Origin of the sequence: Sporolactobacillus sp. Y61 (genome assembly GCF_040529185.1) — a bacterium.
Taxonomy (GTDB): domain Bacteria; phylum Bacillota; class Bacilli; order Bacillales; family Sporolactobacillaceae; genus Sporolactobacillus.
The window spans coordinates 759,194-772,733 of record NZ_CP159510.1 but is presented as its reverse complement, the minus strand read 5'-3'; the positions used below and the strand labels follow the sequence as shown (position 1 = coordinate 772,733).

General features: G+C 47.2%; 9 protein-coding genes, 1 tRNA gene, 2 pseudogenes and 1 other annotated feature. Of the genes and pseudogenes, 11 read left to right on the top strand and 1 reads right to left on the bottom strand.

What is annotated here, in order from left to right:
• Positions 1-55: 55 nt before the first annotated feature.
• From gyrA to ABNN70_RS03845, 8 genes and pseudogenes are all read left to right on the top strand, one after another.
• Positions 56-2,520 (top strand): annotated as a pseudogene (gene gyrA, locus ABNN70_RS03880) (DNA gyrase subunit A).
• Between the two features lie 30 nt (positions 2,521-2,550).
• Entirely contained in the window at positions 2,551-3,636 is a 1,086-nt protein-coding gene (locus ABNN70_RS03875; protein ID WP_353948797.1) for an HD domain-containing phosphohydrolase, read from the top strand.
• A 334-nt stretch (positions 3,637-3,970) separates the two neighbouring features.
• Positions 3,971-5,437, top strand: coding sequence for an IMP dehydrogenase (gene guaB, locus ABNN70_RS03870; protein WP_129928631.1), 1,467 nt, complete (start codon positions 3,971-3,973; stop codon positions 5,435-5,437).
• A gap of 117 nt (positions 5,438-5,554) precedes the next feature.
• Complete coding sequence (locus ABNN70_RS03865) at positions 5,555-6,895, top strand: serine hydrolase (protein WP_129928592.1); 1,341 nt, start codon at positions 5,555-5,557, stop codon at positions 6,893-6,895.
• A 197-nt stretch (positions 6,896-7,092) separates the two neighbouring features.
• A complete protein-coding gene (gene pdxS, locus ABNN70_RS03860) occupies positions 7,093-7,977 on the top strand; it encodes a pyridoxal 5'-phosphate synthase lyase subunit PdxS (RefSeq protein ID WP_129928593.1) in 885 nt (294 codons plus the stop codon).
• A 10-nt stretch (positions 7,978-7,987) separates the two neighbouring features.
• Positions 7,988-8,563 carry a pyridoxal 5'-phosphate synthase glutaminase subunit PdxT gene (gene pdxT / locus ABNN70_RS03855; RefSeq protein WP_353948796.1) on the top strand — a complete coding sequence of 192 codons (576 nt, stop codon included), beginning with the start codon at positions 7,988-7,990 and terminating at the stop codon, positions 8,561-8,563.
• A 51-nt stretch (positions 8,564-8,614) separates the two neighbouring features.
• Positions 8,615-8,837: a binding site (T-box leader), on the top strand.
• 39 nt (positions 8,838-8,876) lie between these two features.
• Positions 8,877-10,162: pseudogene (gene serS, locus ABNN70_RS03850) on the top strand (serine--tRNA ligase).
• A gap of 25 nt (positions 10,163-10,187) precedes the next feature.
• Positions 10,188-10,334, top strand: coding sequence for a hypothetical protein (locus ABNN70_RS03845; protein ID WP_353948795.1), 147 nt, complete (start codon positions 10,188-10,190; stop codon positions 10,332-10,334).
• A gap of 69 nt (positions 10,335-10,403) precedes the next feature.
• Here the strand turns inward: ABNN70_RS03845 and ABNN70_RS03840 are convergent, their stop codons facing one another.
• On the bottom strand, positions 10,404-11,060 hold the full coding sequence (locus ABNN70_RS03840; protein WP_353948794.1) for a deoxynucleoside kinase: 657 nt from the start codon (positions 11,058-11,060) through the stop codon (positions 10,404-10,406).
• Positions 11,061-11,522: 462 nt separating this feature from the next.
• On the opposite strand from ABNN70_RS03840, the gene cspD reads away from it, so the two are divergent.
• The 3 genes from cspD (at position 11,523) to ABNN70_RS03825 (ending at position 13,462) form a co-directional block, all read left to right on the top strand.
• A complete protein-coding gene (cspD, locus tag ABNN70_RS03835) occupies positions 11,523-11,726 on the top strand; it encodes a cold-shock protein CspD (protein WP_129928597.1) in 204 nt (67 codons plus the stop codon).
• A gap of 167 nt (positions 11,727-11,893) precedes the next feature.
• Positions 11,894-11,966 (top strand) — tRNA-Arg (locus ABNN70_RS03830).
• Positions 11,967-12,571: 605 nt separating this feature from the next.
• Positions 12,572-13,462 carry a RimK family alpha-L-glutamate ligase gene (locus tag ABNN70_RS03825; protein WP_353949370.1) on the top strand — a complete coding sequence of 297 codons (891 nt, stop codon included), beginning with the start codon at positions 12,572-12,574 and terminating at the stop codon, positions 13,460-13,462.
• Positions 13,463-13,540: the final 78 nt, after the last annotated feature.

The window sequence follows — 13,540 nt, the reverse complement described above, 5'->3', positions numbered from 1 at the left end:
GAAAAGGTTCATCCTGTGAAATAAGCATGAATCCGCCCGGTAAGGAGGAAAAAAGATGACAGATCAAGATGAATCAAGAATAAAACCCGTGGACATCGGGCATGAAATGCGCACATCATTTCTTGATTACGCGATGAGTGTCATCGTCAGCCGCGCCCTTCCTGATGTGAGGGACGGTCTGAAACCGGTTCACAGGCGGATTTTATACGCCATGAATGAACTGGGTATCACGTCTGATAAAGCTTATAAGAAATCGGCACGTATTGTCGGTGAAGTTATTGGTAAATATCATCCCCACGGGGATACGGCTGTCTATGATACGATGGTACGCATGGCGCAGAACTTCAGCCAGCGTTATGAACTCGTTGACGGTCATGGTAACTTCGGATCGGTCGACGGAGATCCGGCCGCAGCGATGCGTTATACAGAAGCAAGAATGTCAAAAATATCGATGGAAATGGTCCGCGATATCCGGAAAGATACAATCGATTTTCAGCCTAATTATGATGGATCGGAGCAGGAACCTGTTGTCCTGCCTTCACGTTTTCCAAATTTGCTTGTAAACGGTGCGTCCGGTATTGCAGTCGGGATGGCAACGAACATCCCCCCTCATCAGCTGGGTGAAGTGATCGACGCTGTACTGGCTCTGAGTAACAATCCCGATATAACAACAGAAGAAATCATGAAGTATATTCCAGGACCGGATTTTCCAACCGGCGGTCTGATCATGGGACGCGAAGGTGTCAAGCGGGCTTACCGGACCGGTCGCGGGTCGATTATCGTCCGGGCAAAAGTTAATATTGAACAGCAGGCAAGCGGAAAACAAAGCATTATTGTTACCGAACTCCCCTATCAAGTCAATAAAGCCAAACTGATCGAAAGAATTGCCGATCTGGTAAAAGAAAAAAAACTGGAAGGAATCACTGATCTGCGTGACGAATCCGACCGCCGGGAATGCGGATGGTGATTGAGGTTCGCCGTGACGCCAATGCAAATGTCCTTCTGAATAATCTGTACAAGCACACGGGTCTGCAAACCAGTTTCGGTATTAACCTGCTGGCTCTCGTCGCCGGCAGACCGAGAGTGCTGACTCTTAAAGAGTGCCTGCATTACTATCTGGCGCATCAGGAAAATGTCATTCGCCGGAGAACAGCTTTTGAATTAAAGAAGGCAGAAGCAAGGGCTCATATTCTCGAAGGTCTGCGCGTCGCACTGGATCATCTGGATGAAGTCATTTCCCTGATCCGTCACTCCAAGACCGCCGATATCGCCCGCACGGGACTGATGAATAATTTCTCACTGACTGAAGTTCAGGCACAGGCGATCCTTGATATGCGTCTCCAGCGACTGACAGGACTTGAGCGTGAGAAAATTGAGCAGGAATACGCGGATCTGGTCAAACGCATTGCGGAACTGAAGGCGATCCTTGCCGATGAGCAGAAAGTACTGCAGATCATCCGTAAAGAGCTTGGAGAAATTAAAGAAAAATTTAATGACGAAAGGCGGACAGAAATCACCTTTGGATCCGATTTGCTGGAAGATGAGGATCTGATTGAAAGAGAAGATATCGTCATTACGGTCTCCCACAATGGCTATATTAAGCGGATGCCCGTCAGCACTTATAAAAATCAAAACCGCGGTGGACGTGGCATTCGAGGCATGGGGACAAATGAAGATGATTTTGTAGAGCATCTTTTCCAGACAAACACGCATCATCATGTCCTCTTTTTCACGAACAAAGGACGGGTTTATCAACTGAAGGGCTATGAAATCCCGGAACTGGGTCGCACAGCTAAGGGCATTCCGATTATCAATCTGATCCAAATTGATAAGGGAGAACATATCACTGCCTTCTTCCCTGTCGAATCATTTGATGCGGATCATTACCTCGTCTTTTTAACAAAGAATGGAATTATGAAGCGATCGCAACTGAGTGATTTTTCCAATATCCGTAAAGCTGGACTGTATGCCATTACAGTCCGGGACGAAGATGAACTGATTGCTGTACGCCTGACCGATGGAAAAAGTGATCTTATTGTCGGGACAAAGAAAGGGATGGCGATCCGTTTTGACGAAAATGCGGTCCGTCCGATGGGCCGGACAGCTGCCGGCGTGAAGGCGATCTCCCTGGATCCCGGCGATGAAGTCGTCGGCATGGGGATTGCAGGCGATCAAAACGATGTGCTGATTGTGACAGAAAAGGGATTTGGCAAGAGAACGCCCTGCAGTGAATACAGAAGACAGACAAGAGGCGGAAAGGGACTGAAAACCTGTAACATCACCGAAAAAAACGGTGAACTGATTGCCATGCGGACCGTCGATGAAGATGAAGATCTGATGGTTATCACAGCGCATGGTGTGATCATCCGGATGCCGGTTTCAGGCATATCCAGGCTGGGAAGAAACACGATGGGAGTCACTCTGATCCGTGTAGATGAAGGAGACAGCGTATCGACGATTGCCCGTATCCAGAAGAATGATGACGATGAAGATACAGAGGAAGTATCCGATAAAGAATAATTTAAGATCTCTGAGGAATGAGGAGAGAGGATGCTGGTAAAAACAGATAAATGCAGACCGGGTGATGTATTGAGAAGGGACGTTTTCTCAAAATCGGACAAACCGCTGATCAAGGCAGGAACAGTTCTTAAGGACATACATTTTGCTGTTCTTCATGCCTTTCTGATTGACCGTATCGATGTCCGGCCGGCGGGAAAAAAGAAGAATACAGATCAGACTTCCGGACAAAATGCCCGTCTCGCAGCAGACGCCCCTTCCTCTGCAAAGACAGCCAATTCTCTGCTTGATGCCGTATTCGCACAGGCTGTTTCCTCTTATCGTTTCTTCTTTAAGCAGTGGCAGTCCGGTGAACCGGTGAACATCGGCTTATTCAGGAAAGATATGATGCCACTTTTGAAACGCAGTCTGGCGGATCCCGTCTGGTTTGCCGGTTTTCTGTTACACTTAACTTCCCTTCGCAGTTTTGAAGCACGTTGTGTAGCAATGGGTCTGGTCTCTGGCTTTCTCGGGAAGAAGGCAGGACTTGATCCGGGCAATGTTTATCAGATGGGTCTTGCAGGGATGCTTGCTGACTGTGGCATGGCTAAACTTCCTCCTTCTCTTGTGAGGCGGGCAAATGATGTTCCCGGACAGGCACATGCCCTATATGAAAGGCATGTGCTGGACAGCTATAATATGCTGAAGGGTGTCCCGACCTTGCGGGAATCGCTGATACTCGCAGTCATTCAGCATCATGAGCGCGAAGACGGGAGCGGTTATCCCCTGCACCTGCGTGGAGAACGGATCAATATATATGGAAAAATCCTTGCTGTCTGTGACAGCTTTATCAGTGAAAAAGATAAAGCAGGCGCAGCAGGCTGGCCCGTCCGCCACCTTGATCATCTGGCCCGCTGCGCTTATGGCAGATTATCGGGATATGTCTTTGCTAAATTCTGTTACGCCGTGATGACTCTGTTTATCGGGATGAACGCCCGACTGTCGAATCATCAGCACGGGGAAATTACCTTTGTACCGGATCATCAGCCGACCCGTCCGATGATCCGGCTTGATAACCAGATGATTTTTTCATTATCTGATCATCGGGAGATCACGATAGAACAGATTGACTTCAAATAAACAAACCAGGTTCACCATGCTTCATGTGGATTGGAGCGAAAGATGCAGGCTCCTGCCGGAAAGTCGAGCCAGTCTCGCAGCTTATGAACGGGGTAGCCTGCGAATCGCCGCAGAAAGCGGGCATACGGGGCGGAAATCGACAGACGCATGAAAAAAAGCAATAAGTAAGGGTTCTGTGTCCCTTGACTGTTTCCGGCCCTGAACACGCCTGTGACTTAGAAAAATAGAATTTCAATGCGGATTCTTGACAGGTGCCTGGTGAGTTGTTACGCTAGCATTAAAATTTTCGGAAGAAAAAATCCAAAAATCAATTATCTCATGGAGGTAAATCATGTTGAGGGAAGACAAGTTTGCCAAGGAGTCGCTGACTTTTGATGATGTGCTGCTCATTCCGGCCGCTTCAGATGTCCTGCCACGCGATGTATCGGTAGGAACCAGGCTGACCGAAACCCTGAAACTTAATATTCCTGTTATCAGTGCGGGTATGGATACGGTGACAGAATCACAAATGGCGATTGCCATGGCAAGACAGGGCGGCATGGGTGTCATTCACAAGAACATGTCTATTGAAGAACAGGCGGAACAAATCGATAAAGTCAAGCGTTCCGAGAGCGGAGTAATTACGAATCCGTTCTTTCTGACCCCGGAAGATCAGATCTTTGATGCAGAACATTTGATGAGCAAATATCGCATTTCCGGAGTGCCGATTGTTGATAATCATAAAGATCAGCACCTGGTGGGTATCCTGACAAACCGGGATATGCGTTTTGTTAAAGACTATTCGGCTAAAATCGGAGATATGATGACGAAGGATCATTTAATTACCGCCCCTGTTGGTACCAGTCTCAAGGAAGCTGAAAAAATTCTGAACCGACATCGCATTGAGAAACTGCCGCTGGTTGATCAAAACGGTGTGCTGAAGGGACTGATCACAACAAAAGATATTGAAAAAGTGGTTCAGTTCCCCCATTCAGCAAAAGATGAGCACGGCAGACTCCTGGTAGCCGCTGCAGTCGGTGTTACGGGTGATGCTCTGATCCGGGTTGAAAAACTTGTTGATGCCGGAGTGGACGCACTGGTCATTGATACCGCTCACGGTCACTCCAAGGGTGTTCTGGAAAAAGTAGCTGAAATCAGAAATAAGTTCCCGAATGTCAGTCTGATTGCCGGCAACGTCGCGACACCTGAAGGCACAAAGGCGCTTATTGACGCCGGTGTTGATGTGGTTAAAGTCGGGATCGGACCGGGTTCCATCTGTACAACCCGTGTCGTTGCCGGAGTGGGTGTCCCGCAGATCACGGCGGTTTATGATTGCGCAAATGAGGCAGACAAGCATGGAGTAGCCGTGATTGCCGATGGCGGGATAAAGTATTCAGGTGATGTTGTTAAGGCGCTTGCTGCAGGAGCCAGTGCCGTCATGCTCGGTGGACTGCTCGCCGGAGTGGATGAAACCCCGGGAGAGAAAGAAATATATCAGGGGCGTCAATTTAAGGTTTATCGTGGCATGGGATCAGTCAGCGCGATGGAGCACGGCAGTAAAGACCGTTATTTTCAGGAGAACCAGAAGAAACTTGTTCCTGAAGGGATTGAAGGACGGGTTCCCTATAAAGGCAAACTGGCCGATACCATCTATCAGCTGGTCGGCGGTCTCAGATCCGGCATGGGTTACTGCGGTGCCCATACCATCAATGAACTGCGTGAAAATGCCAGATTTACTAAAATTACTAACGCCGGATTACTTGAGAGCCATCCGCATGACGTTCAGATAACCAAAGAAGCACCGAATTACTCTACTAAATAATGCCTTTCGCATTCATAATGATTATGCATAGTATAAATCTTTCCGGGCGCGGAATCGTCCGGATTTGTTTCTGTCATAAACAGGCTGAAACAGGAATTTTTTTCGGGGGTGTAGGGGTTGAATTTCAGGAAATCGCTGCGTTTTCTTGTAGCAGCAAGTCTGGCTTTAGTGCTCGTCGTCGCACTGTCTTTTCAAAATCAGCTGACACCAAAGGCACAGGCTGAAGACACAGTGGGAATAAAAGCAAAATCCGCTATTTTGATTGATGTAAACAGCGGACAGATTTTGTATGAAAAAAATGCAGATCAGGTGTATCCTCCGGCCAGTATGACAAAGATCATGACCGAATATCTCGTCATGCAGGCGCTTAATCAGAAAAAACTGACCTGGGATACAAAAGTGTCAATCAGTGATTACGCCTATCAGATTTCTCAGAACCGTGAGTTTTCCAATGTTCCATTAAGAAAAGATTATCAGTATACGGTCAGGGAACTGTATGAAGCGATGGCGATCTATTCGGCTAACGGTGCGACCATAGCTCTCGCTGAAAAAATAGGCGGATCTGAAAAAAACTTTGTTGATCTGATGAACAAGACCGCAAAAAAGCTGGGCATGACCCACGCATCCTATATTAACAGCAGCGGGCTGGAAAATATTGATCTTGGAGATTTTGCCCCCTACGGCGATGAAAAAGACAGTAATCTGCTGTCTGCGCGTGATCTCGCCAAATTAGCTTATCACATGGTCAGGGATTATCCGGAGGCACTGACGATTTCCAGTATCCCTCTGAAGAATTTCACAGCAGGTGTTGATTCACCCGTTCAGATGGTGAACTGGAATTACATGCTTCCGGGATTTGGCGCCAATATGAACCAGTATAAGTATGAAGGTGTTGACGGTTTAAAAACCGGACATACGGATCTGGCCGGATATTGTTTCACCGGTACGGTTAACCGCGATGGACATCGCCTGGCCAGTGTCATCATGGGGACGCCATCCGAAAATGAACGTTTTGGGCAGACACGGGCCCTGTTTGATTACGGCTATCAGCAATTTTCAGAGAAAACGATTGCCAAAAAAAATCAGGTCGTGAAAGGTCAGAAGGCTGTTAAAGTCAATAATGGCAAAAAAGATTCTGTCAGAGCGGCATTTGGTCAATCTGTGAACCTGACTGCCCGGAATGGCGAAGAGTCAAATCCCCGTTTCAAAGTGACGCTCAACAAGTCACTGCTGAATAGAGACGGACAGCTCGAAGCTCCGGTTAAAAAGGGCCAGAAGATAGGCTATGCGACGCTTTCTGCAACAGACGGTGCATACGGACATCTCTATAAGGAGAATAACCAGGTACCGGTTGTCGCTGCCGAAGGGGTGGAAAAAAGCAGCTGGATTGTACGTATGTTCCAGGGTATCGGAAACTTTTTTGCAGGAATCTTTTCATGGATCGCCGGACTTTTCTAAGGCGAAACGGGTAATATTTACAGAGCCAGCAACCTGACCGGGACTGGCTCTTTTTCTTACAGTCGTGTGCCGACCTGTTCAATTGGCAGATGCCCTGCATTATTCTGCAATACACACGAAAACACAGTGGTTTACCAGAGATAACAGTAGCCTTATAATAGCTAATAAACAATAAAGATTTTAATGGAGGGTTAGTCATGGGCCAGAGGGGAACAGAAAAAGTAAAAAGAGGCATGGCTGAAATGCAGAAAGGCGGCGTGATCATGGACGTGGTCAATGCCGAGCAGGCCAAAATAGCGGAGGAGGCAGGAGCAACTGCTGTTATGGCACTTGAGAGGGTGCCCTCAGATATCCGAAAAGCCGGTGGAGTCGCTAGAATGGCAGATCCGAAAATTGTTGAAGAGGTTCAGCATGCGGTGACGATTCCGGTGATGGCCAAAGCGCGGATCGGCCATATTGTTGAGGCGCGCGTTCTTGAATCAATGAAAGTGGATTATATCGATGAAAGTGAAGTGCTGACACCTGCAGATGATGTCTTTCATATAGATAAAAAAGCATTCACCGTCCCATTCGTCTGCGGTTGCCGTGATCTGGGTGAAGCTGCGAGAAGAATCGGAGAAGGCGCAGCCATGCTTCGGACGAAAGGCGAACCTGGAACCGGAAATATTGTGGAAGCGGTACGGCATATGCGTCTGGTTAACAGTCAGGTACGTAAAGTTGTTGGCATGTCTCCGGATGAGATTATGGTTTATGCGAAGGAACTGGGTGCCCCTTATGAAATATTATTGCAGATCAAAGAAGCCGGGCGTCTTCCGGTCGTCAACTTTGCTGCCGGCGGTGTGGCAACACCTGCCGATGCGGCGCTGATGATGGAACTTGGAGCAGACGGTATCTTCGTCGGATCCGGCATATTCAAGTCGGAAAATCCGGCTAAATTTGCACGTGCCATTGTCGAAGCAACCACTTATTATCAGGACTATGAACGGATTGCCGAGCTGTCAAAAGGTCTGGGTGCACCAATGAAGGGCATTGATATGGGCACGCTTCAGCCGGCAGACCGCATGCAGGATCGCGGAGAATGAGGTGAAGGTCATGACATTAAGAATTGGAGTTCTCGCGCTTCAGGGGGCCGTCAGTGAACATATCCAGGCATTGAAGGAGTCCGGGGCGGAAGGCGTATCCGTCAAAAATACAGAGGATCTGAACGGGCTTGACGGTCTGGTGCTTCCGGGCGGAGAAAGTACAACGATGCGCCGGCTGATGGATAAATATGGTCTTTTTGAAGCCATAAAAACGTATGCTCAGACCCGTCCTGTTTTCGGTACCTGTGCCGGTCTGATTCTGATGGCCAAAAAAATTGAAGGACGTGAAGGTCCCCATCTGGGGCTTCTCGACATTGACGTGAAAAGAAATGCTTTCGGCAGACAGGTGGACAGTTTTGAAGCGGAATTGAATATTAAACACGTCGGTGAACATTATAACGGCGTATTTATCCGGGCGCCCTATATTAAAAGTGCCGGGGATCAGGTGGAAGTGCTGTCCACTTATAAAGGACATATTGTTGCCTGCCGGCAGGGTCGCTTTCTGACCTGTGCTTTTCACCCGGAACTTACCGCCGACCGGGGCATGCATCGATATTTTGTCAATATTGTGGAAGAATCTCGGTGAATGCTTGCATTTTTACAGAGTTTATTGTAAATTCTTAGTAAGTAAACCAAAGCAGACTTGATGATGGGAATTAGTAGTGACCATCATCCTTTTTCAGAGAGCCGCAGGAGATGAGAAGCGGTAAAGGATGACTCATGAATCCATCCCAGAGAGTGAAGCAGGCTTAAGATGCCTGTGCGGATCAAATCCGTTATCATGATTAAGGTGGCTGGATGAACGTCAGCGTTCAATTCGGCAATTTGGGTGGCAACGCGGGTTAAATCCCGTCCCTGATTTTTGGGACGGGATTTTTATTTATCAGGAGGAAAAACACATGCTGGACATGAAAGTTTTACGTGATCACTATGATGAGATTAAAAAGAAGATGGACAAACGCGGAGAGGATCTCGCTGATTTCAGGAAGTTTCCGAAGCTCGATAAGAAGCGGCGGGATCTGATCAGCCGAACAGAGGTATTAAAGGCAAAGAGAAATGAAGTATCGGCCCAGGTGGCTGCCAAAAAAAGGGCCGGGGAAGACGCTTCAGATTTAATTACCTCTATGCGCAAAGTCAGTTCGGAAATTAAGCAGCTGGATGGGGTACTGAATCAGGTGGAAAGTGCCCTTCACGAAGTCATGCTCTCCATACCGAATATTCCGCATGAGAGCGTTCCGGTCGGTAAAGATGAGCATGACAACAAGCCTATCCGCTTCTGGGGGAACCGGGAAAATTCAGTTATGAGCCGAAACCGCACTGGGATATCGCAACCCGTCTTGATATTCTTGATTTTGAGCGTGCAGCGAAAGTGACGGGCAGCCGGTTTGTCTTTTATAAGGGGCTCGGCGTCAGACTGGAACGTGCGCTGATCAGTTTCATGCTGGATCTTCATGAAGATGAACACGGCTACACGACGATGATGCCGCCTTATATGGTTAATCGTAACAGCATGACAGGTACCGGGCAATTGCCGAAGTTTGAAGAAGATGCCTTTAAGATCGCTGACGAAAGAGATTATTTTCTGATCCCTACAGCTGAAGTTCCTGTGACGAATTATTATCGTGATGAGATTCTGAGCGGAGACCAGCTGCCCATTGCGTATGCGGCATGCAGCGCCTGCTTCCGTTCCGAAGCGGGATCAGCCGGCCGTGATACGCGCGGGATCATCCGTCAGCATCAGTTCAATAAAGTCGAGCTTGTCCGCTTCGTCAAACCGGAAGACTCTTACAATGAACTGGAAAAACTGACCGGTCATGCCGAAGATGTATTGAAAAGACTGAACCTCCCATACCGGGTTGTCAGCATCTGTACCGGCGATCTTGGTTTTACTGCTGCCAAAAAATACGATCTTGAAGTCTGGATTCCGAGTCAGCATACGTACCGTGAGATTTCTTCCTGCAGCAATTTCGAAGATTTTCAGGCGCGCCGGGCCAATATCCGCTTCAGGCGTGCGCCAAAAGCAAAACCGGAATATGTGCATACGCTGAATGGTTCAGGACTCGCCGTCGGACGCACCGTTGCAGCCATTCTTGAGAACTGCCAGCAGGAAGACGGCAGTGTAGTCATTCCTGAAGCCCTGCGTCCCTACATGAGAAATCATGATGTGATCAGGCCTGTGAATTAATTCCATGTCCGGGAGGTTTTAAAACATGCCCTTTCATCAGAAAGTTGATACTGAGACCAGACTGACACGAATGATCGAGGATATGGGGATTACCCTCCATCCGAAAAAAGCAGAGCAGGAAATGACGGCAAAGAAAAAAGTGAAAGAAAAAGACAGCAGCAATAAAAAATAGACCATGAAAAAACGCGGGAGCATAAATGGTGATCCCGCGCTTTTTGTACCTATCAAAAGGTATAAAATTTCAGCGATTCACCGCCCCGCTGGCCAGTTTGTCTTTAATCTGGGGAATGATGCGGCTGAATGAATTGGGATCCCCGACGAGATCATAATCGTCAATATCGATCTGAAGCACCGGGCAGGAGTTGAAATGACTGATCCACTTTTCATAGCGCTGATGCATCTCGGTCCAGTAACTGACCGGCGTTTCTTTTTCCAGCCCTCGCCCGCGTCTGTTAATTCGCCGGATTGTCGCATCCAGTGATCCGCGAAGGTAGATCAGAAGGTCCGGATGATGAAAGTAAGGCGTCATGACCATCGCTTCAAACAGGCTGGTATATGTACGATAGTCTGCCCTGGACATGTTCCCCTTTTCATAGTGCATTCGGGCAAAAATATCGGTGTCTTCATAAATCGAACGGTCCTGGACAAATCCGTATGGTGATTCTTCGATTCGTCTCGACTCCTTGAACCGCTCCCCGAGGAAGTAGATCTGAAGTTGGAAAACCCATCGTTTGAAATCCCTGTAAAAGGCATCAAGATATGGATTGCCGTCCACTTTTTCAAGTGAAGTATGGTAATGCAGCTTATGGGCAAGGGCTTTAGTGAACGTTGTTTTACCAATACCGACCATTCCGGCAACGGTAATCAGGCATTTTGACGGTACACGCGTTTCTTCCATAAAAAATCAATCGCCTTTCTGAAATAAAAATAGCCGTCAGGAAGCGGCTGCCTAACAAGATCATTTACATTTCCATTAAGTCTATCATGACAGAAGTGGTTTGAAAAGCGAACAAAAATTTAAAGAATTCGGGTCAGTGAATAAAAAATAATAAAGCGGGTAAAATGGAACTGGCAGAAGCGGATGAAAGCATCATATCGTAAAATCGCGATATAGAAGGTTCGTTTCCGTTTTCAAATGATCCTGTAAAGCTTGACACTTTATGGGAGATGTGTTATATTTTAATAAACCATTTTACTACTTAATATAAGATCTGGACGTAAGAATGAAGACCCTTCCCTGAAGTGTAGTAGTTTTTACTTCTGGAGGGGTCTGTTTTCATGTAATCTGATTATGTGTTAGATGGTGGATGGTTTTATTTCACGCGCGGGCAGCGCAAGGTTTTAGGGAGGCAGCTATACTATGGCTCAGAACGGTAAAGTAAAGTGGTTTAACGCAGAAAAAGGGTACGGCTTCATTGAAGTTGAAGGCGGAAATGACGTATTCGTACATTATTCTGCAATCGAAGGCGACGGTTTCAAGACGCTTGAAGAAGGTCAGGAAGTTGAATTCGACATCGTTGAAGGCAACCGCGGACCTCAGGCAGCAAACGTCGTAAAACTGTGATCTTCGGCCATAGCCGGTGATACGGAAGCAGTCCTCTCTAAAAAAGGGCTGCTTTTATTATGCACTGTTTTTTTAATAAAATTCTCAATGAAGGATGGCCTGCCCTGTTCAAAGCCTTCATCTTTTTGTATAATATAGAATGTCGCTTAAAAAGGCGTCAGAGATTTGGCTCTGTAGCTCAGTGGATAGAGCGTCGGTTTCCTAAACCGTGCGTCGAGGGTTCGATTCCCCCCAGGGCCATTAAAAAATGCTTTTAAATTAAGGGATTCGGTCGTTTGATCGGATCCCTTTTGTTGATCTGGCATGATAACTGGTGCCTGAATGGTGCCCTTTAGTTTGAAAAAGCGATTATAACGGGTAAAAGATGCAACGATCTATCGGAAATGCGACGGCTCAAATTTGAGTACACTTTTTTTAGAGCGAGGGGACACGGCAAATTTGCCGACTCCCAGGCTTTCAGGATAAAGCCGTGCAGAAAGCGCCGAATGTAAAATTATTCCCCTGCCCTGAAGATGGCTGACGGGGAAAGCGAAAAAGTCTGTATACGGGCACATATGTTACACGTGGAACCTTCTGCCGAAAAAGAAGATTTTATACAGGTTACTGATCTGTGAAAATGCTCGAACAGGCAGGGATGAATCCGTATCTTCAGAATCCGTCAGTTTATCGACACAGCCTGGCCGGTGTGCTATGCTCGTAGAAAGTCGAAAACCCGGATTTTTTTGAGAAACAGGCATCTCTTCCTGATTGTTTATTAAAAAGCCCGTACATACTGTAAAGGAGCACGGACAGTGTGGATGGCATAGTCATTAGTGACTGAACATGAGAACAAGCTGGTGAGCATCATGAAATACGGATGGATAGTCTATTCCGAATCCGTGGTACATAACAGATATGGCAATAACGCGTTTGACTGGATGAGAGAGGAAGCAGGGACACATCATATTGATCTGGCGGTTATCTTTATTGAACAGCTGGTCATTGATATGGATCAGAAACCGGTTTTCTATTATCGGGGGAGGAAGCTGCAAAAGCCGGATTTTGTCGTGATGCGCTGTTATAACCGGATTGTCGGTTCGCAGCTTGAGCAGTCCGGAATTAGAGTCATCAATAAAACCCTGGCCATGTTTCAAGCCCGGAATAAGGTGGTCACCGCGCAGATCCTCAATCGGGCGGGAATTCCCACACCCGGGATGATCTATATGATGGAAAAAAATTATCCGTTTCTCCGTAAACAGTTTGACGGAAAGCCGTTTGTAATGAAGGCAGTTGAAGGCTCACAGGGAAAGAACGTCTTTCTGGTCAGAAATAAGAGCGATTTTGACGAAGCCTGGTCAAAGACTTCGGGATACTTTCTGTGTCAGGAGTTCATCCACAAAAGTTTCGGAAAGGATCTCCGGGTTTATGTGCTGGGCGGCCGGGTACTGGGCAGTGTCCTGAGAAAATCCGTCTCCGGTTTCAGAGCAAACTATGCGTTAGGCGGACATGCTGCACTTTATAAAACAACGGAAGAAATAATTTCCCTGTGTACCCGAACGGCAAAAGCGCTGAATCTGGAGTTCTGCGGCATTGATCTTCTGTTTACAGAAAATGGGCTTACGGTTTGTGAAGTTAATGGCAATGCGGGGTTCAGAACCATCTCAAAGGTATCGGATGTGGATATTCCCAGAGAGTTATTTAACTATGTGGCCACTTCCGTTTATCATGAGGTGCATGAACCGACTGTTCAAAAATAGTCAGTACGAACAAAATAATGTACCAACAGGGTAAAATCCGTTCTTTCAAAAAAAACGCAGCTGCAAACAGCCTGCTCA